A 24,024-nucleotide genomic window follows, 5' to 3' on the forward strand; every position below is an offset into this window, starting at 1 on the left:
GTCGCGAATCAGGAACCGGGCACCTCGACGACGACGGCACCCGCCTGGCCGCCGCCCGCGCACATCGCCGCGACCCCGAGACCGCCGCCGCGGCGGCCCAGCTCGTGCACCAGCGTCGTGAGCATCCGGGTGCCGGAGGCGGCGACCGGATGCCCGAGGCTGCACCCGCTGCCGCTGGTGTTGACCACGTCCGGGTCCAGCCCCAGCTGCCGGGTCACGGCCACGCACATCGAGGCGAACGCCTCGTTGATCTCCCACAGCGCGATCTGGCCGGGCTCCAGTCCGCACCGCGAGAGGACCTTGGCGATGGCTTCCACCGGGGCGAGCCCGGTGCGGACCGGGTCCGCCCCGACGGAGGCCCAGCCGCGGACGGTGCCCAGCACGCGGAGGCCTTCGCGTGCCGCGACCTCGCCGCCGGCCAGGGTGAGGGCGGCCGCCGCGTCGTTGATGCCGCTGGAGTTGCCCGCCGTGATGGAGAAGCCCTCGATTTCCGGGTGCAGCGGCTTGAGCGAGGCGAGCTTCTCCGGCGTCGAGTCCCGCCGCGGGTGTTCGTCGACGGCGAACTCCACCAGTGAGCCGTCCGGCCGCCGTGCCTTGACCGGCACGATCTCGTCGGCGAACAGGCCCGCGTCGATCGCGGCGATCGCCTTCTGGTGCGAGCGCAGCGCCCAGGTGTCCATCTCCTGACGGCTCACGCCGGCCAGCCGGGCCGCGTTCCAGCCGACGGTGACGGACATGTCGTCGTTGGGTGCCTCCGGGGTGTCCGGGTGGCTCGGGCTGCGCCACCCCTCGACCCAGTCCTGGGTACCAGGTGTGCGCCACCGGCCCTTCGGCGCGGTCGAGGAGGACTGCACGCCCCCGGCGATGACGACGTCGTCCATCCCGGCGCGGATGCTCGCGGCCGCGGCCGCCACCGAGGACAGGCCCGAGGCACAGTGCCGGTTGACGGCCAGGCCCGGTACCCCGGTGAGGCCGGCGGTGAGCGCGGCGTGGCGGGCCAGGTCCCCGCCGCCGTAGAGCGACTCGCCCAGGATCACGTCGTCGAACCGGTCCGGTGCCAGGCCGCTGCGCCGTACGCTCTCGGCCACCACGGCGTCGGCGAGTTCCATCGCGGTGGTCTCGGCGAGGCTGCCCTTGAAGGCAGTACCGATCGCAGTGCGGCACGCGCTCACGATGACGGCTTCAGGCATCGGCACTCCTTCGTGCGGCTTCGACCCGAGTGAGTCTATTTCAACTGAAGAATCTAAACAAGCAAAGCCGATCGGAGGTCCTGGCCGCCACCGTGGCCGCCGGGTGACGTTCGCGCAAACAGTTGATCGAGTTCATCTAGATTAACTATTCTTGGTCGGCTCACTGTCCTTCACCGCCGAAGGAGGCCCATGCGGTTCACCGTCGAGCACCCGGTCGGCAGGCCCGGTTGCGTGCCCGCGCTGTACAGCCCGGCGGGGCCGGCCGCCTTCGCCCGGGCCGCCGAGGAGGCCGGGTTCGACGCGGTCGCCTTCACCGAACATCCCGCGCCGTCGGCCAAGTGGTACCGCGCGGGCGGGCACGCGACCCTCGACCCGCTGGCCGCGCTGGCCTTCTGCGCCGCGGCCACGGAACGGATCCGGCTGCTGACCTACCTGCTCGTGCTCCCGTACTACAACCCGTTGGCGCTGGCCAAGACCGTCGCCACGGTGGACCTGCTCTCCGCCGGCCGGCTCGTCCTGGGCGCCGGAGGCGGCTACCTGCGCTCGGAGTTCACCGCGGTGGGAGCCGGGTTCGCCGAGCGCGGCGAACTGTTCGACGAAGCGCTGGGCGTGTTGCGAAGCGTCTGGGCCACCGAGGAGTTCTCCTTCGCCGGCCGGGGGTTCACCGCACACGGACAGGTCAGCACGCCGGCACCGGTGCAACGGCCTTGCCCGCCGGTCTGGATCGGAGGCAACGGCCGCGTCGCCCGCCGCCGGGTGGCGCGTGCCGGGCAGGGCTGGGCACCGCTGCTGATCGGCGAAGAGCTCGCCGCCACCACCCGCACCACGCCGCTGGAGACAGTGGCCGAACTGGCGGCCGCGATCAGGGAGCTGGCCGGGCTCGCCGAGGCGCAGGGGCGCGATCCGGCGGGGATCGACGTGCAGGTCCAGTCCGCGCAGAGCGACCTGTCCGAGCAGGGCGCACCCGCTGCCGGCCACGACGGGCATCTCGCGGAACTGGCCGTCGCGGGCGTCACCTGGTTCGTCGTGCGGACGCCGGCCACGAGCCTCGAAGCCGCGACGGACGCGCTGGCCCGATACGGCGCCGACGTGATCTCGCGGCACCGCACGGACCCACCGACCGAAGGGCGAAAGCGATGACCGTAGAGCAGGAGTCCGACCGCGCCGGACTGGTCCGGTCCTACCTCGAACAGGGCTTCTACGCCCGCCGGACCTTCGCCGAAGAGCTCACGCGCGGCGCGGAGCTGTTCGAGCAGGTGCCGGTCACGTTCACGGGGTCGGGTGCCACGGTGACGGTCGGCGAGCTGTACCGGCGGGCGGTCCGGGCGGCCGGTGCCCTGCAGCGGCTGGGTGTGCTGCCCGGCGACGTGGTCGCGGTCCAGGTGCCCAACTGGGCCGAAGGAGTCGTGGCGACCGAGGCCGTGCTGCTCGCCGGTGCGGTGCTCGTGCCCGTCGTGCACATCTACGGCCCGCGCGAGGTCGGCTTCATCCTGCGCGAGTCCGGCGCCCGGATGATGATCATGCCCGACCGCTGGCGGACCACGGACTACCTGGCGCGCCTGCCCGAACTGCTGGCCGTGCCGACGCTCGAGCACGTGGTCGTGGTGGGGGAGCCGGCACCGGAGCCCGCGATCTCCTGGCGCTCGCTGGAGGAGTCCGCCGCCGCCTGGGAACCGGTCGAGCAGGATCCCGACGACGTGTGCCTGCTGATCTACACCTCCGGCACCACGGCCGACCCCAAGGGCGTGCAGCACACCCACGAGACGATCCTGTTCGAGATCCGCACCCAGCCCCGGCTGATCGGCCCCGGCGACGACGAGGTGAAGCTCGGCTGCTTCCCGGCCGGGCACATCGCCGGCCTGCTCAACGTCATGCGCTCGCTCGTCCTCGGCACGCCCGCGGTGCTGCTCGACGCGTGGGACGCCAAGCTGGCGGCGGCGATGATCGAGGAGCACCGGGTGACCATCACCTCCGGCTCGCCCTACCACCTCGCGACCCTGCTCGACGCGGCCGAAGAGACCGGGGCGTCGCTGGCGACGCTGCGGGAGTTCATGGTCGGTGCGGCGACCGTGCCCGAGGAGCTGGTCGCCCGCGCGGAGGCCGCTGGAGTCGTCACCTACCGCTGCTACGGCTCGACCGAACAGCCGACGATCTCCTCCGGCACCGTCCGGGACCCGCTGTGGCCCCGTCAGCACACCGACGGCAGGCCCGCCCCCGGCACGGAGGTCCGCATCGTCGGGCCCGACGACGAAGACCTGCCGACGGGTGTCGACGGCGAGGTGCTCTCCCGTGGTCCGGAACTGTTCGCCGGCTACCGCAACCCGGAGCTCGACGCCGTCACGTTCGCGCCCGGCGGGTGGCTGCGCACCGGCGACATCGGCCGGCTCGACGAACACGGCTACCTCACCATCACCGACCGGATCAAGGACGTGATCATCCGCGGCGGGGAGACGATCTCCTCGCGCGAGGTGGAGGACGTCCTGCTGGCGCATCCGGCGGTGGCCGACGCCGCGGCGGTCGCCGCCCCGGATCCCCGGTACGGCGACCGGGTGTGCGCCTACGTCATCCCGCGGCCGGGGCACACCCTCGACCTGGCCGCGGTGCGCGAGCATTTCCGGGCCGCCGGCATCGCGCGGCAGAAGACGCCGGAACGCCTCGAACTGGTCGGCGAACTTCCGAGGACCGCCCTGGGAAAGGTGCGCAAGGCCGACCTGCGGGCGCGGTTGCGCGACGGGGAAGGCGACGCGCCGGCCTGAGCGACGGCGGCGCCTCGCGGATCGCTACGAGGTTTCGGTCACCGGAAGCTCCGGGCCCGCAACCGCACCACAGCGGAGGAGCGCCGCCACGTCCCCGGGCGGGAAACTGAGCTCGGCCAGGATCTCCGTGGTGTGCTCGCCGACGGCGGGGCACGCGCGGTCCAGCCGCAGGGGCAGGTCGCCGGAATCCCAGTAGGCGCCGAACTGCCGCAGTTCGCCCCATTCGCGCTGCGGGTACGAGACCACCTGCCGGGTCCGCAGGTTCTCCTCGTCGTCCCAGACGGAGAACCAGTGGAACTCGCGCACCCGCTCGGCGGGCACCCTGGCGGCGTCGAGCCGCGCGAGCGCCTCCGTGGTGGTCAGGCTCGGGAAGTCGATCGCGCGCACCGCCGAGAAACGCTCCTCGTCGGGCGCCACGACCGCGACCCAGCCGTCGGCGGCCGGGCGGATGCCGTAGTCCGGGCCGAGCCCGGCCTGATCGCCGTCGAGCCGCGGACAGGGCGCGACGGCGCCGGACTCGTCGAGAAAGGTCTCGTTGGAGGTGAAGGTCGCCGTGTTGAGCAGCGAGGCGGCGGTGGAGCTCGCGACACCCGTGCGCCTGCGGTGGTAGAGGGCCAGCAGGGTGGCCACGGCGGAACCGGCGGCGGTGAGGATGTCCAGGGTGCCGAGATGGTTGAACAGCGGCGGGTTGCCCTCCCCGGCGTTCTCGATGTTCCAGCCGGCCATCGCCTGGAAGACCGAGTCGTAGCCGGGCCAGTTCGGCCTTTCGCCGAGCGGGCCGTAGGCGGTGCCGTGGCTGAACACGACCCGGGGGTTGACGGCCCGCACCGACGCCTCGTCGAGCCCGAGCCGGGGCGCCGCGCCGGCACGGATGTTGTGGTGCGCGACGTCGGCCCAGGCCAGCAGCCGGTCGCGTACCCGGGCGCCTTCGGGGCTGTGCAGGTCCAGCGCGAGACCCCGCTTGCCGCGGTTGCAGGCGACGTAGAAGCCGTCACGCCAGCCGCGCACCGGGTCTCCGCGGACCGGTTCGACCTTGATCACCTCGGCGCCGGCGAGCAGCAGGGGCGCGAGCGGCCCCGCGAGGTAGGCCCCGAAGTCGACCACGCGGATGCCCTCCAGCGGGCGTCGCGGACCGGGTGCGGACGGGGGAACTTCAGCGCTACAACGGTTTCCGCGAGTACCTCGGCAGTGTGCTGGCCCAGCGACGGCGCGGGGCCGCGCACCTCGCCCGGTGGCTGCGTGCGGAACGGCGGGGCCGCCTGCCGGATGCGGCCGTGTTCGGGATCGGAGACCTCGACCACGTAGCCGTTGACCGCTACGTCCTCGTCGGCGAGCAGCGACCCGAGCGGGTTGATCAGCTCGACCGCCACGTCGACCGCGCGGATCTCCGCCAGCCACGCCGCCGCCGGTGCCTGCCGCATCGCGGCCCGCATGAGGTCGGCGTCGAACTCCTCGTCCGCCCGGCCGAGCGCCGCCAGCGCGGAGCGCATCAACGGCAGCACGGACAGGTCCACCGGTCGGCCGGGTTCATGATCTGCAGCCACCGGCAGTCGCCGCATTCGTACATCGCGGTCTGGGTGCTCGTCAGGGTGCCGGGCTGGCCTTCGGTCAGGCTCGGCGACGGGCGTTCCGCCCGGTTCCAGGCGATGTTCTGGATCAGGTGCACGCCCTGGGCGAGACTCGTGTGCGCGGCCCCGCCGGGGCCGGTGGACTCGCGGTGGATCAACCGGGCCACGATCCCGGCCGCGGCAAGGAAGGCCGCGCCCCAGCTCGGTGCCGGGAACCGCCACGCGTACGGGCCGGGGCGCCAGCCGGACTGCACGTCCAGCGGCCTTCGCGGGCCTGCACGAGCAGGTCGTACCCCGCGCGCCCGGCGTCGCGGTGCCCGGGCGGCCAGCCGCCGGCGCCACACACGACCAGCCGCGGACACCGCGTGCCGAGTGTCTCGTCGTCGAGCTCGTGCCGCCGGGCCGTCGCCGGCCGGAGACTGTGCACGAGGACGTCGGCCGATGCCAGCAACGACCGCAGCGCCGGCGAATCCAGGTCGAGCAGCACGCCCCGTTTGCTGCGGTTCCAGGTGCGGAACGCCGAGGGGTGCCGGCTGCGGGTCAGCTCTCCGCCCGGTGGCTCGACCTTGATCACGTCGGCCCCGGCTTCGGCGAGGATCTGGGCGGCCACCGGCCCGGCGAGCCCGCACGAGAGGTCGAGCACCCGCAGGCCCGCCAGGATCGGCGCACTCACCGGACTGCCCTGAGCGCCCCGAGCATCTTCCGGAAGTGCGGGAATTGCCAGCCGTCCTGGTCCTCGCCCCAGCCGATCATCCCGTCGTACTCCCACCGCATCAGTGCGTTCCAGCCCGCGCCGTGCTCGCACATGTGACTGACGGCGAAGCCCTCGGCCTCCAGCCGACGCCCGGCGACGTCGATCACCTCGACCTGCATGTGCGCACTCCACCCGGTCGCCGGGTCGCGGTAGTTCCGCATCCGGCTGCGTGCGGGGTCGAGCCGCTCGAACCGGCCGTCGCGCAGCAGCCAGCCGACGTTCATCGGCGACCAGCCCGCCGCGTCGCCGTCCTGCGGCCGGACGAAACCGAGAAATCCGGTGTGCGCCCCCGTGTGGCCGAAGATGTACTGGATCCGGCCGCGCCCGCGCTCGCGTTCGATCTCCCGCCAGCGCACCCCGCCGGGCTCGGTGACGCGGTGTTCACCCCGCAGGTAGGCCGGTTTCTGGCTTTGGCCGTGCGGGCCGCCGCGAGGGCCCCAGGTGCGGTCGCGCACCGAGTGGCAGTCGATCGGGATCCGTTCGCCGCGCAGGGTCAGCTCGCCGGTGACGTGCCCGAGCTGGTCGAAATGCGGGTTGTGCATCGCGGGCGGGCGGCCCGGGGTGAAGCGGTGCGGCGGGTGCACGCTCCGATGCTCGAACTCGATCGCGAAACCGGCCTCCGCGTCGCGGTAGCCGACCTGATAGTCCATCAGGGGCCGCAGCATCTTCACCGAGAAGCCGCCGGCGGGGAAGGTGATGTCGCGCAGGTCGGGATCCGGCGGCATCGGCACGTCCGGCATGTTCCGGTAGCACGCCAGCCGCCCCGGGTCGGCGCCCTCGTCGTCCCAGACGAACACCCGCCAGGTCGCCTCGCCGCGGTTGGTGTGGTGGCCGGCGTGCAGCCAGCACCCGATCCGCCGTTCGGGGATGTTGAACGACCACCAGGTCGTCTCGAACTCGTACGGGTCGGGCGAACCCCGGTGATAGGCGTCGTCCTCGGGGACGAACGGGGTGTCTTCGGTGACGGTCATGCCGGGAGTCCTCTCGGTTCGCCGGAAACCGGCAGCGGCGGCGCGAGTTCAGTTATTCAGGGCACTGATCACGGTAGCTCGAGCGCGGACCGGCCAACAAGTGTCGGTTTACTACACCTTGACCGGCGGGAATGTACGCAAATACAGTGAACTCTATGTCTGGATCCGGCGGTGTCGCCTGGCTGTTCGACGTGGACGGCACCGTGCTGGACCTGGTGACCGGCAGCTCGCTGAGGCCGCTGGCGAACGAGCTGTTCTTCGCCCTGCGCGCACGCGGTGCGCCCGTGTTGCTGTGGAGCGCCGGTGGTGCGGACTACGCGCTGCGCCGCACGCGCGTCGTAGGCGTCGCCCGGCTCGACACCGCCACCTACGGCAAAACCGAACGGGACGAGCACGGCCGGTGGCTGCTGCCCCAGCTGCCGCCCGCGCACCGGCCCGCCGTCCTCGTCGACGACGAACCACACGAGATCCGGTACCCGGGCGAGATCATCGGGGTGCCCCCGTATGTGGGTCACAACCCGCGAGACACCGCGTTCGCGCCCCTGCTGCACCGGCTGACGGCGTGAGCCCGCCGCAGAGGATGCCTGCGGGTCGGGCTCCGTGCTGCGCGACCGCCGCGACGCCGGGAACCGGGCGCTCAGCCCATTTCCACCACGATCTTCCCGCGCGCCTGCCGCGCCGCGACGCGTTCGAGCGCCGTGGCCGTATCGGCGAGCGGCAGGACATCGGAGATCCGCGGGCGCAGCCCGGCCGCGGTCAGCTTCGCCAGCTCCGGCCAGGAACGCGCGACCTCCTCGGGCCGGTGGTCGGCGAGGGTGCGGATCTCGAAACCCCGCACCTGTACGCCTTTGAGGAGTACCAGGTTGAGCGGGATGCGGGGGATCTGCCCGGCGGCGAAGCCGACACAGACGAACCGCCCGCCCCAGCGGACCGAGCGCAGCGCCTGTTCGCTGTAGGGGCCGCCGACCGGATCGACCACGACGTCGGCGCCCGCACCGCCGGTGATCTCCCGGATGCGTGCCTTGAGGTCTTCGTGGTCGTAGGCGATCCCGGCTTCCGCGCCCAGTTCCCGGCCGATGGCGACCCGTTCCGGCGTGCTCGCGGCGGCGATGACGCGTGCGCCGAGCCGGGCGGCGAGGTCCACGGCGGCCGTGCCGACGCCGCCGGCCGCGCCGAGCACGACGATCCAGTCGCCGGCCGACATCTCGCCGATGGTGGTCAGCGCGTGGTAAGCGGTGCTGAAGGTGACGCCGAACGCCGCCGCCTCGGTGAGGCTCAGGCCCGGCGGCACGGGCCGGAGCGCGGTGGCGGGAACGGCCACCTGCTCGCAGAACGCGCCGGTGTGCGTCGAGCCCATCACCTCGTCGCCGGAAGCGAACCCGGTCACGCCTTCGCCGACGCCGAGCACCCGGCCGGCGAACTCGCTGCCCGGGATGAACGGCAGCCGGACGTGCACCTGGTAGCGGTCGGCGATCGTGAGCACGTCCGGGAAGTTCACCGCGGCGGCGAGCACGGCCACGACCACTTCACCCGGCTTCGCCTGGGGATCGGGTACTTCCCGCAGCCGCAGTGCCGACGGGGGACCGTAGTTCTCGCACAGCACCGCCCTCATCGGCGATCTGACCGCATAGTGTCCACTCGGGCCTCCACTCGTCCGCTCGATGTGAAGATTATCTAAATAATCATCTCGTAGCCAGGGGTGAAGCAGCGGTGTGTGCGGCCACTCCACAGCCCCGATCACTCCGGCCGGATGCGGCTGAGCACGAAATCGACGAGGGGAGCGACGTGCTCTTCGAGGTTGTCGCGGGCCTGGTCCCGGCCGCCGGGGTCCAGCGTCAGCACGTGCATCAGCACGGCGCCGTAGAGGGCCTGGATGAACGGCTGGACCTGTTCCTCGCCGGGGAATTCGCCACGTCGTACCGCGCGCTGGACCATGTCCGAGGCCGCCTCGTTGTGCATCCGCACGATGCGGTCGCGGATGTGGCCGAACGCGGCGGTCTGCACCGCGGAGTCGACCGCCACCCGCACGGCGACCCAGCCCACCGGGTCGAGGAAGTACCGCAGGAGCTCTGTCGCCAGCGCCAGCACGTCGGTCTCCAGCGCGCCGGTGTCGGGTGCCAGCACGGGCGCCGAGTGTTCCTCCAGAGCGTCCACGAGCAGCTTCTCCTTGCTGGACCACCGCAGGTAGAGCGCGGACTTGCCCACGCCGGAGCACTGGGCGACCGCGTCCATCGTGAAGGCGGCCCAGCCGGTGCGTGCGTAGGTGTCCATCGCCGCGGTGAGGATCCGCTTCTCCACGGCGGGGTCGCGGGGGCGCCCCCGGACGGGCTTGGAGGAGTTCATGTCCCTATCTTTCCGAATCTATATTCTTTGCATCAAGTCGTTGCGGACGAAGGGTGTCCGTAAGTACCGTGTGACTCAGGTTACCGCCGCCGATCAAGGAGGATCGCGTGCGCATTGCCGTGGATGCCCAGCGCTGTCAGGGCCACGCTCTCTGTGCGGTGGTCGCGCCGGATCTGTTCGACCTCAGCGAGGAAGACGGGCACGCCGTGCCGTGGGCCGCCGCTGTGCCGGCGGGCCGGGAGGCCGAAGCCGAACACGCCGAGGCCGGTTGCCCCGAGCGGGCCGTCGAGCTCGAGTCCTGACCGTTTCCTCCTCCACCGAGGACGTCCCCTTCCCAGCGAGGTTCTTGTGACAACGACAGAATTCGATCACCACTCAGGCGAATACGCCCGCGACTGGCGGGAGATCAATGCGGGGCTGCGCGGCAGGTGCCCCGTCGCGCACACCGACGCGCACGGTGGTTTCTGGGTGCTGAGCAAGTACGCCGACATCGCCGCGGTCACGCGTGACGACGAGACCTTCTCGTCCTACCAGGAACTTCCGGACGGCTCGCGGACCGGCGCCACGATCCCGGCGGGGCCGTTGCGGCAGGTGCCGATCGAGATGGACCCGCCCGAGTTCTTCGACTATCGCAAACTGCTCAACGGCCGGTTCTCGCCCGCGTCGGTCAAGCGGTGGGAGCCGTTCCTGCGGGACGTCACCACGTTCTGCATCGACAACTTCATCGAGTCGGGCGAGGCCGATCTGGTCAGCGCGCTGGCGTCGCCGGTGCCGGCGATCCTCACACTGGAGTTGCTGGGACTGCCCACCGCAGACTGGCGCACTGTTTCCGACGTGACGCACGCGCTGGTGCACGCGGTGCCCGGCTCGCCGGAGTACAACACGGCGATGGGCAGCATGCTGGGAGTTCTGGGCCAGGTCAACGAGACCATCGCCGCGCGGTGTGCCCAGCCGCAGGACGACCTGATCTCCGAACTCGTGCACACCGAGGTCAACGGCGAGAAGATGACCGACGCCCGGCTGATCGAGATCATCACGCTGGTCGTCTTCGGTGGTGTGGACACCACGGGCAGCCTGGTCGGCAGTGCGCTGGAATGGCTGCACCACAACCCGGCCGAACGGGATCGGCTGCGTGCGGATCCTTCCCTGATTCTCACGGCGACCGAGGAGTTCCTGCGTTACTTCACCCCGGTGCCCGGGCTCGCGCGTACCACGACGACGGAGTGCACGGTCGGCGGGCAGGCGCTGGCCGCGGGGGAGCGGTTGTTCCTGTCCTGGTCCTCGGCCAACTACGACGAGGACGTCTTCGACCGGCCGGACGACGTGGTGCTGGACCGGCAGCCGAACCGGCACCAGTCCTTCGGGCTCGGTATCCACCGCTGCCTCGGTTCGAACGTCGCGCGCCTGGAGTTCCGGGTCGTGCTGGAGGAAGTGCTGCGCCGGCTGCCCGACTACGTCGTGGACACCGGCCGCGCCCAGCCGTACCCGACGATCGCCGTGGTCAACGGCTGGATCTCGTTGCCCGTCACGTTCACGCCCGGCACGCGCCAGGGCTCGAAGTTCGCCGTCTAGGAGGCATTTCGATGACAGCAACAGTTACCCCGGCAGGCCTGGGGGAGGCCAGGCTCTACGTCGGCGGCGGGTGGCTGGACGCCACGTCCGGCGGGACGATGGACAAGATCGACCCGCGCACCGGGCAGGTGCAGGGTTCGGTGCAGCTCGCAGGCGCCGCGGAGGTGGACAAGGCGGTGGCCGCGGCGAAGGCGGCCTTCCCGGCGTGGCGGGACCTCTCGGGCGCCGAGCGACGCAAGGCCCTGCTGCGCCTGGAGCGGATCATCGAGGAGCACGCGGCCGAGCTCGGCGAGATCGCCGCGGCCGAGGGCGGTACCGCGGTCGGCCTGGCCACCGGCGGGCACATGGTCGCGGCGAGCTGGTTCGGCTACTACGCGGGCTGGGCCGACAAGATCGAGGGCACCGTCGTGCCCGGCATTCCCGGCGGGGTCGACTACACCCTCGCCGAGCCCTACGGCGTGGTCGGCATCATCATCACCTGGAACGGCCCGATGATCTCGGTCGCGATGAAGGTCGCGCCCGCGCTCGCGGCCGGTAACACCGTGGTGCTGAAGTCGCCCGAACTCGCACCGTTCGCGATCCAGCGCTTCGCCGAGCTGATCGAGGACGCCGGGCTGCCGCCGGGCGTGCTCAACATCCTGCCCGGCGGGCCCGAGGCGGGTGACCGGCTGGTGCGGCACCCGGACGTCGGGAAGATCTCGTTCACCGGCGGCCACGGCACCGCCCGCAAGATCCTCGAAGCGGCGCAGCCCACACTCAAGCCGGTCGCGCTCGAACTCGGTGGCAAGTCGGCGAACCTGGTGTTCCCCGACGCCGACCTCGACGCGACGGTGCCGTTCGCGGTCGGTTTCACCGTCGGGCTGATGTCCGGTCAGGGCTGCGCGCTGCCGACCCGGATGATCGTGCACCGCGAGATCTACGACGAGGTGGTGCGGCGGCTGCGCGAGGCGGTCGAGGCGCTGCCCGTCGGCGACCCGCTCGATCCGTCCAATGTGGTCGGACCGGTGGTCAGCTCCGCCGCCTGCTACCGAATCCTCGGCATGATCGACGAGGCCAGGACGTCCGGCGCCGGCCGGGTGGTGACCGGCGGCGAGCGGGCGGGCGGGGAGCTGGCCGAGGGGTTCTACGTCAAGCCCACCGTGCTCGCCGACGTGGACAACTCCAGCCGGATCGCGCAGGAGGAGATCTTCGGCCCGGTTCTGGTGGTGCTGCCCTTCGACGACGAGGAGGAGGGCATCCGGCTGGCGAACGAGTCGACCTACGGGCTGGCCGCGTTCGTCCAGACCAAGGACAGCGCGCGGGCACACCGGGTCGCGGCCCGGCTGGAGGCGGGCAGCGTGTTCGTCAACGGTTTCGTTCCGGTGATGCCGTCCGCGCCCTTCGGCGGCTACAAGCAGAGCGGGTACGGGCGCGAGGGCGGCAGGCCCGGCCTCGACGAGTTCCTGCAGACCAAGAACGTCTACATCGCGACGAGCTGAGGGAGCCGCACATGAGCGCACCACTGGAAGGCCGCGTCGCTTTCATCACCGGCGTCGCGCGCGGGCAGGGCCGCGCGCACGCCGTCCGCTTGGCGCGCGACGGCGCGGACATCATCGGCGTCGACATCTGCGCCGACGTGTCCTCGATGGACTATCCGAACGCCTCGCCCGCGGATCTGGACGAGACGGTGAAACTGGTCGAAGAACAGGGCCGCCGGATCGTCGCGCGGCAGGCCGACATCCGGGACTACGCCGGGCTCGAGTCGGCGTTCGGCGAGGGCTTCGCCGAGTTCGGCCGGGTCGACATCATCATCGCCAACGCCGGCATCGTGCGGCTCACGCCCGAGGCGGATCCGTTGCGGGAGTGGCACGACATCATCGACACCAACCTCTCCGGTGCCTTCCACACCGTCCGGGTCGCGCTGCCCGCGATGCGCGCGGCGGGGCGCGGCGGGGCCATCGTGCTCACCAGTTCCAGCGCGGGGCTCAAGGGCACCGGCAGCGCCCAGGCCGGCCCGCAGGCCTACACCGCGGCCAAGCGAGGGCTGGTCGGGTACATGCAGGTCCTGGCCAACGACCTCGCGCCGGACTGGATCCGGGTCAACACCATCCACCCGACCGGAGTGGCCACCGGCATGGTCATGAACGAGGCCATGCAGCGGCTGACGGCCGATCCGGACGCGGACATGTCCACCATGCAGAACGCGCTGCCGATCCCGATCCTGCAACCGGAGGACATCGCCAACGCGGTGGCGTGGCTGGTCAACGACGAGCAGAAGTACATCACCGGGGTGCAGCTCCCGCTGGACGCGGGCTTCTCCGTCCGCTGACGTGCGACCGCGGGGCGAGGCCGTCGCCCCGCGGTCCACCGGGGGCCGGTCAGCCGCGCTTCCCGGCGCCGAGCGCCCGGAAGGCGAAGTCGGTCACCTGTTCCGCCGCGTCGGCCGCCGTCGTCCGCGCGGACCTGCTCATCCGCTCGCTGAACGCCTCGGTCAGGATCGCCCGGACGGCCCGGGCGTCCGCCTCGGGGTCGGTCCACGGGAACGAGCCGTCGGCCTGTCCCTGGCGGAGGATCCCGGCGATGTGCTCCTGCAGCTGGCGCATCGACTGCGCCCGCGCCTCGGCGTAGCCCGAGGCGCCGAGCAGTTCCGCCGAGGACAGCATGAGTACCCGCTGCCGCCGCCGGGGCTGCGCGGTCAGCCGCAGATAACCCTCGATCCAGGTCCGCAGCGCCTCGGCCGGTGAGGCCGCCGAGCGGGCGGCCGCGTCGAGCTCCGCGTGCAGCCGGTCGCTGTCACGCCGGAACATCGCCAGCAGCAGCGCGTCCTTGGATTCGAAGTGCCGGTAGAACGCACGAGTGGACAGCCCGGCGGCGCCGAGGATGTCCGTCATCGAGACGCCTTCGCCATCGCTCTGCGCCAGGCAGCGATAGGCGGCGTCGATGATCCGCGACTCCTCCGGGACGTCAACCGGCACCCGTCCGCCTCCTCTTCCGGCCTGCGGTCGCGGTCAAGCCTAGAGGGTAACCTGCAGACCGGGCCGGGACCACCAGCAGCGTGATCACCGTGCACAAAGGACTATCCGGCGCTGCCCCTGCGCCTGGGTCCGCTCAGTGCCCGGACATCCCGCCGTCGACCGCCAGCGTGGTGCCCGTGATGTAGGAGGATGCCGGGCTCGCCAGGAACACGACCGCGGCGTCGAGCTCGTGTTGCACGCCGAGCCGCCCCAGCGTGCTGGTCTGCCGGACGAAGGTCAGAAGCTGGTCTTCGGGGATCTCGGCGGTCATCTCGCTGGCGAAGTAGCCGGGTGCGATGGCGTTCACGCGGATCCCGCGCCTGCCGGACCACTGCTGGGACAGGTCGCGGGTCAGCCCGATGAGCCCGGCCTTGCTGGCGGCGTAGGCGGCTTGCGGCGCGTAGGACTTGATCAGCCCGAGCACGCTCGCGATGTTGACGATGCTCGAGCCCGGTTCCATCCGGCGGGCGCACGCCTGGGCCGCCCAGTAGGCGCCGTTGAGGTTCACGTCGATGACGCGGCGGAACTCGCCCGGCGGTTCCCGCAGCGCCGGGATCGCGGTGCCGACACCGGCGTTGTTGACCAGGATGTCGATCCGGCCCAACGCGGCCACAGCCTGTTCCGCGACCGCTTCGCACTGCTCGGGATCGCTGACGTCGGCGGCCACGGTGAGGGCGCGCCTGCCGGTCTCGGCAACCTGTTTCTCGGTGTCGCGCAGCCGGTCCACGCGGCGCGCGGCCAGGACCACGTCGGCACCGGCCTGGGCGAGTGCCAGCGCGAAGCCGGCGCCCAGACCCGAGCTCGCTCCGGTGACGACGGCGACCTTGCCGTCCAGCCGGAAAAGATCGAGTACCTGATTCATCGAACCTCCTGTCACAATGCTTTACCGAGTACGCGCAGCCCGGCCGCGGCCAGTGGCGCGACGGCCTCGCCGACGGTGTCGAACCCGGCCCCGCGGGTCATGCCCCGGCGGAAGCGGGCGTGGATTCCCTCCGCGATGACGGCGATCTTGAAATAGCCCAGCGAGAGGTAGAAGCCGAGTTCGCCGAGGTCGCGACCGCCGGACCGGGCGTAACGCTGGGCCAGGTCGGCGGCCGGGGGGAGCCGCTCGCTGGTGGAGGCGGCGGAACCGGCGAGTACCGGCGCGAAGGTCGGGTCGGCGTAGACCAGGTGCAGGGCGAGGTCGGCGAGGGGATCGCCGAGGGTGGCCATCTCCCAGTCGACCACGGCGCGGACCGTGCCCGGGTCCGCGGGGTCGAGGATGGCGTTGTCGATGCGGTAGTCGCCGTGCACGATCGACGCGCCGCTCTCGGCCGGGCACCCCGCGGCGAGGAGGTCGTGGAGCCGGTCGAGGTCGGCGAGTTCGCGGGTCCGGACCCGCTGCCACTGGTCGTACCAGCGCCGGACCTGCCGGGACAGATAGCCCTCCGGGCGGCCGAACTCCGCCAGCCCGACCGCCGCGGGATCGACGGCGTGCAGCCGGGCGAGCACGTCGACCAGGCCGTAGGCGCAGCGGGCGATCTCGTCGCCGGGCAGCGCGTGCAGCTGTTCGACCGTCCGGATCACGGTCCCGTCGACGTGCTCGACCACGGCGAAGGGGACGTCGAGCACGCCGGCGTCCGCGTGCGCGACCGCACGGGCGACGGGAACGCCACTGCCGGCGAGAGCGGCCACGACCCGGTACTCGCGTAGCATGTCGTGCGCCGACGGGGTGAGCCCGCCGAGCGGAGGGCGGCGGAGCACCCACTTGTGCGATCCGTCGGTGACCAGGTAGGTCAGGTTCGACCGGCCGCCCTGCAGCAGCTCGGCGGTGAGGCCGCCGCGGAACTCCGGTACGTGCGTGGCGAAGAACCGTTCCAGCGCGGGCAGGTCCAGACCGTCCACTGTGGAGCAAGGGACGCCGCTCACCGGGTGGCCGCCTTGTCGTGGCGGCGGAGTACGCGGCGCGCGATGGCCCACCGGTGTGTCTCGGAAGGACCGTCGTAGATCCGGAACGGCCGGACCTCCCGCAGGAACCGGCCGAGCAGGATGTCGCCGGAGACGCCGAGGGAGCCGCAGATCTGCAGGGCGCGGTCCACCACCCGCCAGACCGCTTCGGCGCAGAAGGTCTTGGCGATCGAGGTCGCCTGGGAAGCCGACCCGCCCTGGTCGAGCTCCCAGCAGGCCTGCAGGATCAGCCCGCGGGAGGCGGCGATGTCGATCTCGTTGTCGGCGATCATCTGCTGGACCATGCCGAGCTCGCCGAGCCGGGAGCCGAACAAGTGCCGCTGCGCCGCCCGCTCGGTGGCGATGTCCTGGGCACGCCGGGCCAGGCCCAGCCACCGCATGCAGTGGGTCATCCGGGCGGGCCCCAGCCGGACCTGCGCGTACCGGAAGCCCTGGTCGACCTCGCCGAGCACCGCGTCGTCGGTCACCACGCAGTCCTCGAAGAGCAACTCGATGTGGCCGCCGTAGAGGCTCTCGTCCAGCGTGTCAATGTGCCGGACGGTCTTCAGCCCGGGGTTGTCGCCGTCGACCAGGAACATCGTCGCCCCGCCCTGGGCGCCCGGCTCGCCCGAGGTCCTGGCCATGCAGATCGTGAACGCCGCGCCGTCCGCACCGGTGATGAACCACTTGCGCCCGTCGATCCGCCACCCGCCCGCGACACGTTCGGCACGGGTCGTCAGCGCGCTCGGGTCCGAGCCGGCGCCGGGTGCGGGTTCGGTCATGGCGAAGCACGAGCGGACCTCGCCGGCGGCGAGCGGGCGCAGGTAGCGGTCGCGCTGCTGGTCGGTCGCGATGGCCTCGAGCAGGTGCATGTTGCCCTCGTCGGGCGCCGCGATGTTCAGCGCCAGCGGGCCCAGCAGCGAGTACCCGGCCTCCTCGAACACCGCTGCCCGCCCTCGCATGTCGAGCCCGTGCCCGCCGAAGCCGACGCCCACGTGTGGTGCGAAGACGCCGGCGGCCTTCGCGCGGCGCTGCAGATCGGTCCGGATGTCCTCGGTGCGCGCGACGCCGTGGTGCTGTTCTTCGACCGGGACGACCACCTCGCGGACGAACTCGGCGGTCCGCCGGGCGAGCTCCGCGACGGCGGGCTCAGGCCTGAGGTCGACTGCCATGGCGCCTCCTTGTAGAGCTAATGGCGATTAGCCAAACCGTAGGCTGTCAGTGCGGTGCACCGCAACATCGCGTGTTTCACGAACAACCGTCCTATGCTGAGCTAGCGTGTGTTAGCCAAGGAGGGGGGAGAGGTGGCAAGGTCGGATGAGATCCGCGCCGCGGCCTTGGCGCTGTTCATGCGCCTGGGCTACGAGGCGACCACGATGGCCGACATCGGCAAGGCGCTCGGCATTCGCGGCCCGAGCCTGTACAAGCACGTCAGGTCCAAGCAGGAGCTGCTGGCCGGGATCATGACCGGCACGATGGAGGACCTGCTCGCCCAGCACCGGGCGGCGGTCGCGACGACCGGTGACCCGGTCGAACGGCTCCGGCGCGCGACGGAGACGCACGTGCGCTACCACGCCCGGCACCGCAGCGAGGCCTTCGTCGGCACCCGGGAGATCCGCAGCCTCGTCGAACCCCACCGCGAGGTCGTGCTGGCCCTGCGCGCGGAGTACGAGGCCGGCTTCCGTGAGCTCGTCCAGGCCGGTGTGACCGCCGGGTGCTTCGACGTCGCGTCCGTGCGCCTCGCCTCGTACGCCATTCTCGATCTCGGGATGGGTGTCGCGGTCTGGTATCGCGACGACGGCGAGCTGAGTGAGGACATCGTGGTGTGGCAACACAGTGAGTTCGCGTTGCGGCTGGTCGGGGTCGTGCGGGACCCGGGCACCGCGGCTGTCACGCGGCGGGACCGGAGTAGATGATCCAGGACTGGTACTCCCGCGTTACACGACCGTCCTTTTCGGACTGCGTACCGGAAGCAGGATCAGGGCGGAAGCGGCCATCGTGCCCGCCAGCATCAGGAATGCCGCTCCGTCGGTGCCGGTCGCGGTGCGCAGCCAGCCGACGAGGTACGTGCCCACGAATCCGCCGAGGGCACCGGCGGAGTTGACCAGCGCCACGGCGACACCGGCGGTACGGCGCGGCAGCAGCTCCGGGACGAGCGCGAAGAACGGCCCGTAAGGCGCGTACATCGCGATCCCGGCGAGGACCAGCAGGGGGAACGATAACCAGAAGGCGTCGTGCCCGGCGAGGTAGGAGCCGTAGAAGGTGACGGCGCCGCCGAGCAGCCACGGCCACACGTACCGCTTGCGGTACCGGGTCCGATCCGAGCTGCGCGAGTTCAGCAGCATCGCGACCACGGCGAACGCATACGGGATCGCCGACAGCAGGCCGGTGGCGCCGATCCCGGCGGACGAGCCCGACTTGACGATCGACGGCAGCCAGAACACGAAGCCGTACACGCCGATGCTCCACAGCAGGTACTGCGCGGACAGCAGCAGCACCGTACGGGAGCGCAGGGCTTCGGCGAGCGGGTGCCGTTCACCGGTCTCCAGGGTTTGCGCGAGCTCGGCCTGCTCGGCGGCGATCGCGTGGTCGACGGCGTCGCGCTCGTCCGGGTCGAGCCACCGCGCGTCGGCCGGCCGGTCGTGCACCTGCGCGCGGAAGTGGAACGCCCAGATCACGGCCGGGATGCCTTCGATGATGAACATCCAGCGCCACGACGTCGCCTCGATCAGGTAGCCCGACAGCGCCGAGAGCCACATCACGGTCACCGGGTTGCCCAGGATGAGGAACGCGTTCGCGCGGCCGCGCTCGGGCTTGGTGAACCAGCGCGCGAGCAGCACCACGAGCGCGGGCAGGACCGCCGCCTCGACGGCGCCCAGCAGGAACCGGACCACGATCAGCGCGGTCACCGAGGTGAGCAGGCCCTGCAGGGTGGCGAGGAAGCCCCAGGCGAGCACCGAGCAGAAGATCAGGCTGCGCACGCTGTGGCGGTCGGCGTAGAGCACGCCCGGTACCTGCAGCAGGAAGTACCCGGCGAAGAACGAGGCGCCGATGAGACCGGAGGTCGTGCCGGTCAGGTGCAGGTCCTGCGACATCCCGCCTGCCACGGCGATCGAGAAGTTCGACCGGTCGAGGTAGGCGAGGCTGTAGGTGACGAAGACGATCGGGATCAGGCGCAGCCAGCGCTGCCGCCCAGGCGCCGCTGCCCGTGCCGCCGGTGGCGTCTCCATGTCGGCCTCCTCGCCGTTCGCCGTGCGGGTTGACGAGTTTTCCACGATCTGGAAAACTATTCCGCAATTCGGTGTGGTCAGAGTGTGGGGTTGGTCCCCGGACGACGTCAAGGGGTGACCGTGGCGGACATGGTGGGCAAGGCCCTGCATGTGCTCTCGGTGCTGGGCGGGTACCCCGACGGTATCGGGCTGTCCGAGCTCGCGCGCCGCGTCGGCTACCCGGTGAGCACGACGCACCGGTTGCTCAGCTCCTTGCAGGAGCACGGTTTCGCCCGCAGCGATCCCGGGTCGAAGCGGTACGCGCTGGGCCTGCGGCTGTTCGAACTGGGACAGCAGGTGTCGCACGCACGCGGGTTCGCCGGGGTGGCCCTGCCGGTGCTGCGCGCGCTGACGGAGCAGACGGGGGAGCCGACGCTGATGGCCGTGCTCGACGGGCACGACCAGGTGTACGTGCACTCCGTGCACGGGCCGCAGCAGATCCAGATCCGGGGCGAGCCGGGCAAACGCGGCCCGCTGCACTGCACGTCGATGGGCAAGTGCCTGGTCGCGTTCTCCCCTGAGCGTGATCAGTTGCTGGCTTCGCTGGACCTGGTGGCGCACGCGCCGCGGACGATCACCTCCCGCGAGGAGTTCGCGGGGGAGATCGAGTCCGTGCGGGCCCGGGGCTACGCGGTGGCCGACGAGGAGCACGAGCCGGGCATCCGGGCGGTCGGCGTCCCCGTCCTCGGCCCCGACGGCACCGCGGTCGCCGCGCTGTCCACGGCGGCGCCCGCGTACCGGATGCCGCTGGCGGAGCTGGAGGCGTTCGTGCCCGCGCTGCAGGCGGCCGCGCGGGAGCTGGGCGCGGTGCTGCCGCGCTGATCAGGGGCCGGTGTGCACGTGTGCCGCCCAGCGCGTCGGCAGAGCCGGATCGGCGTCCCGGGCTTGGCGCACCGCGGCGTGCAGTGCGACGGCCGAGCTCAGCATCGTCGAACACGCCGACAGGTAGGCCAGTTCGCCGTCCTCGATCCGCAACCTGCTCACGTCCACCACCGTGACCGGCTGGTCGTAGAGCACCAGGTGGCTGGTCGACGGGTGCGGACGGAGGCGTGGGCGGAACCGCTCGCGCTGCTGGTCGGACCGCATGGCGCGGCCGGCGTTGGCGGCGTGCGCAGCGGCGGCCCGCGCCGCGACCAACTGGCCGCCGTACGGAACAGGATCGGGCTGTCGCCGCCCGAGCGGCCGACCTCGCCCGAGCGGCCGACCTGGCTCGGCGATCGGCCGGCGGCCATGGACAGCCGCATCTGGCACGAGTACGGGCTGGATCTGACGTCCTGCTCCTGGACGAGAAGGAGCTCGCGCGGCTGCTCGACGCCCTGTTCCGGGCGGAGGTGACCGGCCGGGCGCGGCGGCTCAAGCCGTGCACGGCGCCGGGGTGCCGCTGGCTGTTCTACGACCGTTCCCCCGCCGGGAACAGCGTGTGGTGCAACATGGACATCTGCGGGGCACGGCACAAGATGCGCGCCTACCGCTCGCGCCACTAGGGGACTGTTTCAGAGGTGGCTTGCGGGCCGGCGGCCGCCACGAAGCAGGCGGATCCCTACAGCTCGATCCGTGTTCCCATCACCACGGTGCGGTCCGCCGGCAGCCTGAAGTAGGTCGCCGAGGAGGCGGCGTTGTGGGAGAGGCCGATGAACAGCCGCTTCTGCCAGGTCGGCATGTCCGTCGCGTCGCCGAGCTCGATGGTGATCCTGGACAGGAAGTAGTACGCGGTGTCCGGGTCGGTCTCGAGCTCGCTGGTCAGCATGAACGCGTCCCGCAGTGCCGCCGGGATGTTCTGGTCGTCGTGGAAGCCCAAGCGCACTGCCAGGTGCACGATCCCGTCGTCGGAATAGGAGAGCGCGTCGACGTCGAACCGCTCGCTCGTCGGCACGTGCGGCACGTTCTCGGAGATCACCGAGACGATCACCACGTGCTCGTGCACGACTTCGTTGAACTCGGCATTGGCTCTCAGCGCGAGCGGCACGGTCTCTTTCGTGGGGTGCGGGAACACGGCGACGCCGGGAACGCGGATGAGTGGCCGTTGGCGCAACTGCTCGACGAACTCGGACAGCCCGCCTTCGATGTCGATCCGGCGGGCGGTGATCACGCGGTGCCCGCGCCGCCAGACCAGCATGATCAGGACGACCAGGGCGCCCAGGAGCAACGGCAGCCAGCCGCCGCGCACGACCTTGGTGAGGTTGGCGGCGAAGAAGACCAGTTCGAGGCCGCCGAAGACGATGCCGATCGCCACCAGCCGCCACGGGGGCCAATGCCAGGCCGCGCCGGCCAGCACGAGGAACAGCGTCGTCGTCAGCACGAGGGTGCCGGTCACGGCGAGGCCGTAGGCGGTGGCCAGCGCTGCCGAGGAGCCGAACGTGACGGTCAGGACGAGCACGCCGCCCAGCAACAGCCAGTTCACGGCCGGGACGTAGATCTGCCCGCTCTCCTGCTGGGAGGTGTGCCGCACGGCCAGCCGGGGCAGGAAGCCCAGCCGGATGGCCTGCCGGGTCACCGAGTACGCGCCCGAGATGACGGCCTGCGAGGCGATCACGGTGGCGAACGTGGCGAGCACGATCAGGGGGATCTGTGCCCAGCCGGGCGCGAGCAGGTAGAAGGGGTTGTGCACCGCGTTCGGCTGCCGCAGGATCAGCGCGGCCTGGCCGAGGTAGTTGAGGGTCAGGGCGGGGAAGACGACGGCGAACCAGGCCCCGCGGATCGGCGGACGGCCGAAGTGCCCCATGTCGGCGTAGAGCGCTTCGGCGCCGGTGATGGCCAGCACCACAGCGCCCATGGCGATGAACCCGAGGTAGGGATGGTCGGCGAAGAAGGCGATCGCGTAGGTCGGTGACAGGCCCCGCAGGACACCCGGCTGGGTGAGGATCTGCGGCACCCCCAGCGCGGCCAGGGTCAGGAACCACAGCAGCATCACCGGGCCGAACAACCGGCCGACCCGCTGGGTGCCGAACCGCTGCACGAGGAACAGCACGACGAGGATGGCGACGCCGATGGGCAGGATGGCCGACCGCACGTCGGGGGAGACGACCTCGATGCCCTCGACGGCGGACAGGACCGAGATGGCCGGCGTGATGACGCTGTCGCCGAAGAACAACGACGCGCCCACCACCCCCAGCAGCATGGCGACCGCGACCAGCCGCCGCTGACCCGAGACCCGCCGTCGGATGAGCGCGGCCACGGCCATGATCCCGCCCTCGCCGTCGTTGTCGGCGCGCATGACGAAGACGACGTACTTCACCGACACGATGAGCAGGATCGACCAGAAGACCAGTGAGATCACGCCATAGACGTCGCCGGGTACGGGTTGCACCGCGCCGTTGTCGATCGAGAACACGGTCTGCAGCGCATACAGCGGGCTGGTGCCGATATCGCCGAACACCACGCCGAGCGCCCCGAGTACCAGGGCCGCGGCAGGCCCGTCATGCCGCGCGGGCTGCCCGGTGGCGGACTGCTGCGCTTCGTTCTCCACAGAGCTCACGCCGCAAGTGTGCCCGGGGTGGACGCCGAGAGCGCGCTGGGCTTGCGCACCCGGTTCCTGGAGTACGGTGAACTGGTCTTCGTTCAACACCGCCAGGTCGGCGCGCCGGACCTCAGGCAGCCGCGGCCGGCGTCCTCGGAGCCCGGCCGAGCACTGCGGTGGCGAGGTCGTGCGGCCGGCGGGCAGGATCATGGAGGTCCGCAATGGAGAGTGAGCACACCGGTGGCGTGTTCGACGTGTTCGCCGAGAGCGCCGCGTTGCCGGACACCGCCGAGACGATGTTGGTGGACAAGTACTTCATCGACAAGCCCACCGAGAGCACCCGGATATTCCGGATATACCGGGAGGTTCCGCTGCACTACCACACCGAGTGCGACGAGAACCTGTACGTGGTGAGCGGACGGGGCACGTTCCACCTGGACGGCCGGGAGTACGAGGCGCGCCCGGGCATGTTCCTGTGCTTCGAGAAGCGGAAGGTGCACGGCTTCCCCTCCATCAGCGAGCACCCCCTGGTCGTCCTGGCGATCGACGTCCCCCGACGCCGTCCGGACGACATCGTCTTCGTCGACCCGGCGGCGGGGAACGCGCGGACCTTCATGGCCCGGAACGCGGACGGTGGCTGACGGCTGCCGACGCCGGCCGGCGGGAGCCCGGTCGACGTTCGCAGGCTAGACGTGCTGTTTGGGGACGTTGGTGACAGGTTGACACGCCGCGGCGAGCTCGAGGTGTCCGGCCCGTGGATCGCGGGTCGTACTACACGCCTGGGGAATCGCCGGTGGGATCGGACAAGTTCCACGACGGGTGGTTGCGCACCGGCGACGTCGGGCGCATCTCTTCCGACGGCTTCCTCACGCTGACGGACCGCTCGAAGGACGTGATCAAATCCGGGGGTGAGTGGATCTCCTCGGTCGAGCTGGAGAACGCCGTGATGGGTCATCCCGCGGTCGCCGAGGCCGCGGTCATCGCCGTGCCGGACCGGCGCTGGCAGGAACGGCCGTTGGTCGCGGTGGTGGTCAAGGAGCGCGAGCGGGTCACCGCTGCGCAGCTGCGCGACTTCGTCGCCGGGCGGGTCGCGAGCTGGCAGCTGCCCGAGAACTGGTCGTTCGTCGACGAGATCCCGAAGACGAGTGTCGGCAAGTTCGACAAGAAACGACTTCGCGCTTTGTACCACGACCACCGCCTCGACGTGCGAAGTATCGAGTGACGC

At 71.2% G+C, this 24,024-nt stretch carries 26 protein-coding genes and 1 pseudogene; 12 read left to right on the forward strand and 15 right to left on the reverse strand.

The window, feature by feature from the left end:
• Positions 1–8: 8 nt before the first annotated feature.
• On the reverse strand, positions 9–1,190 hold the full coding sequence (locus tag LWP59_RS16575) for a thiolase family protein (protein ID WP_144639413.1): 1,182 nt from the start codon (positions 1,188–1,190) through the stop codon (positions 9–11).
• A 189-nt stretch (positions 1,191–1,379) separates the two neighbouring features.
• Between LWP59_RS16575 and LWP59_RS16580 the strand changes: the two genes are divergently transcribed.
• On the forward strand, positions 1,380–2,330 hold the full coding sequence (locus LWP59_RS16580) for a TIGR03619 family F420-dependent LLM class oxidoreductase (protein WP_144639415.1): 951 nt from the start codon (positions 1,380–1,382) through the stop codon (positions 2,328–2,330).
• Positions 2,327–3,946: an AMP-binding protein gene (locus tag LWP59_RS16585; RefSeq protein ID WP_144639417.1), complete on the forward strand. Its 1,620-nt coding sequence runs from the start codon at positions 2,327–2,329 to the stop codon at positions 3,944–3,946. The genes LWP59_RS16580 and LWP59_RS16585 overlap by 4 nt, the downstream gene beginning before the upstream one ends.
• Positions 3,947–3,970: 24 nt before the next feature.
• Here LWP59_RS16585 and LWP59_RS16590 read toward each other — a convergent pair whose 3' ends face one another.
• Genes LWP59_RS16590 through LWP59_RS16605 form a run of 5 tightly spaced genes read right to left on the reverse strand, consistent with a single transcriptional unit; the run spans position 3,971 to position 7,239 of the window.
• The gene (locus LWP59_RS16590; RefSeq protein WP_186383277.1) at positions 3,971–5,050 is read right to left on the reverse strand and encodes a CoA transferase; all 1,080 of its coding nucleotides are present in this window, start codon (positions 5,048–5,050) and stop codon (positions 3,971–3,973) included.
• Entirely contained in the window at positions 4,984–5,460 is a 477-nt protein-coding gene (locus LWP59_RS40330; protein ID WP_186383278.1) for a CoA transferase, read from the reverse strand. The genes LWP59_RS16590 and LWP59_RS40330 overlap by 67 nt, the downstream gene beginning before the upstream one ends.
• Positions 5,436–5,672 carry a hypothetical protein gene (locus tag LWP59_RS40335; RefSeq protein WP_373299581.1) on the reverse strand — a complete coding sequence of 79 codons (237 nt, stop codon included), beginning with the start codon at positions 5,670–5,672 and terminating at the stop codon, positions 5,436–5,438. The genes LWP59_RS40330 and LWP59_RS40335 overlap by 25 nt, the downstream gene beginning before the upstream one ends.
• On the reverse strand, positions 5,669–6,187 hold the full coding sequence (locus LWP59_RS16600; protein ID WP_222425558.1) for a CoA transferase: 519 nt from the start codon (positions 6,185–6,187) through the stop codon (positions 5,669–5,671). The genes LWP59_RS40335 and LWP59_RS16600 overlap by 4 nt, the downstream gene beginning before the upstream one ends.
• Positions 6,184–7,239 carry a DUF7065 domain-containing protein gene (locus LWP59_RS16605; protein ID WP_222425559.1) on the reverse strand — a complete coding sequence of 352 codons (1,056 nt, stop codon included), beginning with the start codon at positions 7,237–7,239 and terminating at the stop codon, positions 6,184–6,186. Before LWP59_RS16605 ends, LWP59_RS16600 begins: the two co-directional genes overlap by 4 nt.
• Positions 7,240–7,394: 155 nt before the next feature.
• Here LWP59_RS16605 and LWP59_RS16610 point away from each other — a divergent pair, with 155 nt between their 5' ends.
• Positions 7,395–7,805, forward strand: coding sequence for a hypothetical protein (locus LWP59_RS16610; protein WP_144639425.1), 411 nt, complete (start codon positions 7,395–7,397; stop codon positions 7,803–7,805).
• A 71-nt stretch (positions 7,806–7,876) separates the two neighbouring features.
• On the opposite strand, the gene LWP59_RS16615 is transcribed toward LWP59_RS16610, so the two are convergent.
• Both LWP59_RS16615 and LWP59_RS16620 read right to left on the reverse strand, forming a co-directional pair.
• Positions 7,877–8,851 carry an NADPH:quinone oxidoreductase family protein gene (locus LWP59_RS16615; protein WP_144639427.1) on the reverse strand — a complete coding sequence of 325 codons (975 nt, stop codon included), beginning with the start codon at positions 8,849–8,851 and terminating at the stop codon, positions 7,877–7,879.
• A gap of 125 nt (positions 8,852–8,976) precedes the next feature.
• Positions 8,977–9,582 carry a TetR/AcrR family transcriptional regulator gene (locus tag LWP59_RS16620; protein WP_144639429.1) on the reverse strand — a complete coding sequence of 202 codons (606 nt, stop codon included), beginning with the start codon at positions 9,580–9,582 and terminating at the stop codon, positions 8,977–8,979.
• A 107-nt stretch (positions 9,583–9,689) separates the two neighbouring features.
• On the opposite strand from LWP59_RS16620, the gene LWP59_RS16625 reads away from it, so the two are divergent.
• The 4 genes from LWP59_RS16625 to LWP59_RS16640 are packed head-to-tail and all read left to right on the forward strand — an operon-like array spanning position 9,690 to position 13,462.
• Positions 9,690–9,884, forward strand: coding sequence for a ferredoxin (locus tag LWP59_RS16625; protein WP_144639431.1), 195 nt, complete (start codon positions 9,690–9,692; stop codon positions 9,882–9,884).
• Between the two features lie 46 nt (positions 9,885–9,930).
• The gene (locus LWP59_RS16630; protein ID WP_144639433.1) at positions 9,931–11,154 is read left to right on the forward strand and encodes a cytochrome P450; all 1,224 of its coding nucleotides are present in this window, start codon (positions 9,931–9,933) and stop codon (positions 11,152–11,154) included.
• Positions 11,155–11,165: 11 nt separating this feature from the next.
• Positions 11,166–12,632 (forward strand): aldehyde dehydrogenase family protein, encoded by a 1,467-nt coding sequence (locus LWP59_RS16635; protein WP_144639435.1) that lies wholly within the window; start codon positions 11,166–11,168, stop codon positions 12,630–12,632.
• An 11-nt stretch (positions 12,633–12,643) separates the two neighbouring features.
• Positions 12,644–13,462, forward strand: coding sequence for a mycofactocin-coupled SDR family oxidoreductase (locus tag LWP59_RS16640; RefSeq protein WP_144639437.1), 819 nt, complete (start codon positions 12,644–12,646; stop codon positions 13,460–13,462).
• Between the two features lie 49 nt (positions 13,463–13,511).
• On the opposite strand, the gene LWP59_RS16645 is transcribed toward LWP59_RS16640, so the two are convergent.
• The 4 genes from LWP59_RS16645 to LWP59_RS16660 all read right to left on the reverse strand — a co-directional run bounded on the left by LWP59_RS16645 (position 13,512) and on the right by LWP59_RS16660 (position 17,245).
• Entirely contained in the window at positions 13,512–14,108 is a 597-nt protein-coding gene (locus LWP59_RS16645; RefSeq protein ID WP_144639439.1) for a TetR/AcrR family transcriptional regulator, read from the reverse strand.
• A gap of 133 nt (positions 14,109–14,241) precedes the next feature.
• The gene (locus tag LWP59_RS16650) at positions 14,242–15,009 is read right to left on the reverse strand and encodes an SDR family NAD(P)-dependent oxidoreductase (protein WP_144639442.1); all 768 of its coding nucleotides are present in this window, start codon (positions 15,007–15,009) and stop codon (positions 14,242–14,244) included.
• Positions 15,010–15,020: 11 nt separating this feature from the next.
• The gene (locus LWP59_RS16655) at positions 15,021–16,055 is read right to left on the reverse strand and encodes a phosphotransferase family protein (protein ID WP_229857709.1); all 1,035 of its coding nucleotides are present in this window, start codon (positions 16,053–16,055) and stop codon (positions 15,021–15,023) included.
• Positions 16,052–17,245 carry an acyl-CoA dehydrogenase family protein gene (locus LWP59_RS16660; protein ID WP_144639444.1) on the reverse strand — a complete coding sequence of 398 codons (1,194 nt, stop codon included), beginning with the start codon at positions 17,243–17,245 and terminating at the stop codon, positions 16,052–16,054. The genes LWP59_RS16655 and LWP59_RS16660 overlap by 4 nt, the downstream gene beginning before the upstream one ends.
• Before the next feature lie 132 nt (positions 17,246–17,377).
• On the opposite strand from LWP59_RS16660, the gene LWP59_RS16665 reads away from it, so the two are divergent.
• Positions 17,378–17,989: a TetR/AcrR family transcriptional regulator gene (locus tag LWP59_RS16665; protein ID WP_144639446.1), complete on the forward strand. Its 612-nt coding sequence runs from the start codon at positions 17,378–17,380 to the stop codon at positions 17,987–17,989.
• A 21-nt stretch (positions 17,990–18,010) separates the two neighbouring features.
• On the opposite strand, the gene LWP59_RS16670 is transcribed toward LWP59_RS16665, so the two are convergent.
• On the reverse strand, positions 18,011–19,348 hold the full coding sequence (locus LWP59_RS16670; RefSeq protein ID WP_229857711.1) for an MFS transporter: 1,338 nt from the start codon (positions 19,346–19,348) through the stop codon (positions 18,011–18,013).
• Positions 19,349–19,432: 84 nt separating this feature from the next.
• On the opposite strand from LWP59_RS16670, the gene LWP59_RS16675 reads away from it, so the two are divergent.
• On the forward strand, positions 19,433–20,164 hold the full coding sequence (locus tag LWP59_RS16675) for an IclR family transcriptional regulator (protein WP_144639517.1): 732 nt from the start codon (positions 19,433–19,435) through the stop codon (positions 20,162–20,164).
• On the opposite strand, the gene LWP59_RS16680 is transcribed toward LWP59_RS16675, so the two are convergent.
• The gene (locus LWP59_RS16680) at positions 20,165–20,479 is read right to left on the reverse strand and encodes a hypothetical protein (RefSeq protein ID WP_186383283.1); all 315 of its coding nucleotides are present in this window, start codon (positions 20,477–20,479) and stop codon (positions 20,165–20,167) included.
• 194 nt (positions 20,480–20,673) lie between these two features.
• On the opposite strand from LWP59_RS16680, the gene LWP59_RS16685 reads away from it, so the two are divergent.
• Positions 20,674–20,826 carry a CGNR zinc finger domain-containing protein gene (locus LWP59_RS16685; protein WP_373299583.1) on the forward strand — a complete coding sequence of 51 codons (153 nt, stop codon included), beginning with the start codon at positions 20,674–20,676 and terminating at the stop codon, positions 20,824–20,826.
• A 56-nt stretch (positions 20,827–20,882) separates the two neighbouring features.
• Here the strand turns inward: LWP59_RS16685 and LWP59_RS16690 are convergent, their stop codons facing one another.
• A complete protein-coding gene (locus LWP59_RS16690) occupies positions 20,883–22,817 on the reverse strand; it encodes a potassium transporter Kup (protein WP_186383280.1) in 1,935 nt (644 codons plus the stop codon).
• A 203-nt stretch (positions 22,818–23,020) separates the two neighbouring features.
• Between LWP59_RS16690 and LWP59_RS16695 the strand changes: the two genes are divergently transcribed.
• Entirely contained in the window at positions 23,021–23,440 is a 420-nt protein-coding gene (locus tag LWP59_RS16695; protein WP_144639450.1) for a cupin domain-containing protein, read from the forward strand.
• Between the two features lie 90 nt (positions 23,441–23,530).
• A pseudogene (locus LWP59_RS16700) lies at positions 23,531–24,021 on the forward strand (AMP-binding enzyme); the annotation flags it as partial.
• Positions 24,022–24,024 lie beyond the last annotated feature (3 nt).

This window comes from Amycolatopsis acidiphila (assembly GCF_021391495.1).
Lineage (GTDB): Bacteria > Actinomycetota > Actinomycetes > Mycobacteriales > Pseudonocardiaceae > Amycolatopsis_E > Amycolatopsis_E acidiphila.

Coding starts and splice junctions, on each gene's coding strand:
- LWP59_RS16575 (WP_144639413.1), bottom strand. CDS start 1,190: ATGCCTGAAGCCGTCATCGTGAGCGCGTGCCGCACTGCGATCGGTACT.
- LWP59_RS16580 (WP_144639415.1), top strand. CDS start 1,380: ATGCGGTTCACCGTCGAGCACCCGGTCGGCAGGCCCGGTTGCGTGCCC.
- LWP59_RS16585 (WP_144639417.1), top strand. CDS start 2,327: ATGACCGTAGAGCAGGAGTCCGACCGCGCCGGACTGGTCCGGTCCTAC.
- LWP59_RS16605 (WP_222425559.1), bottom strand. CDS start 7,239: ATGACCGTCACCGAAGACACCCCGTTCGTCCCCGAGGACGACGCCTAT.
- LWP59_RS16610 (WP_144639425.1), top strand. CDS start 7,395: ATGTCTGGATCCGGCGGTGTCGCCTGGCTGTTCGACGTGGACGGCACC.
- LWP59_RS16615 (WP_144639427.1), bottom strand. CDS start 8,851: ATGAGGGCGGTGCTGTGCGAGAACTACGGTCCCCCGTCGGCACTGCGG.
- LWP59_RS16620 (WP_144639429.1), bottom strand. CDS start 9,582: ATGAACTCCTCCAAGCCCGTCCGGGGGCGCCCCCGCGACCCCGCCGTG.
- LWP59_RS16635 (WP_144639435.1), top strand. CDS start 11,166: ATGACAGCAACAGTTACCCCGGCAGGCCTGGGGGAGGCCAGGCTCTAC.
- LWP59_RS16640 (WP_144639437.1), top strand. CDS start 12,644: ATGAGCGCACCACTGGAAGGCCGCGTCGCTTTCATCACCGGCGTCGCG.
- LWP59_RS16650 (WP_144639442.1), bottom strand. CDS start 15,009: ATGAATCAGGTACTCGATCTTTTCCGGCTGGACGGCAAGGTCGCCGTC.
- LWP59_RS16660 (WP_144639444.1), bottom strand. CDS start 17,245: ATGGCAGTCGACCTCAGGCCTGAGCCCGCCGTCGCGGAGCTCGCCCGG.
- LWP59_RS16675 (WP_144639517.1), top strand. CDS start 19,433: ATGGTGGGCAAGGCCCTGCATGTGCTCTCGGTGCTGGGCGGGTACCCC.
- LWP59_RS16695 (WP_144639450.1), top strand. CDS start 23,021: ATGGAGAGTGAGCACACCGGTGGCGTGTTCGACGTGTTCGCCGAGAGC.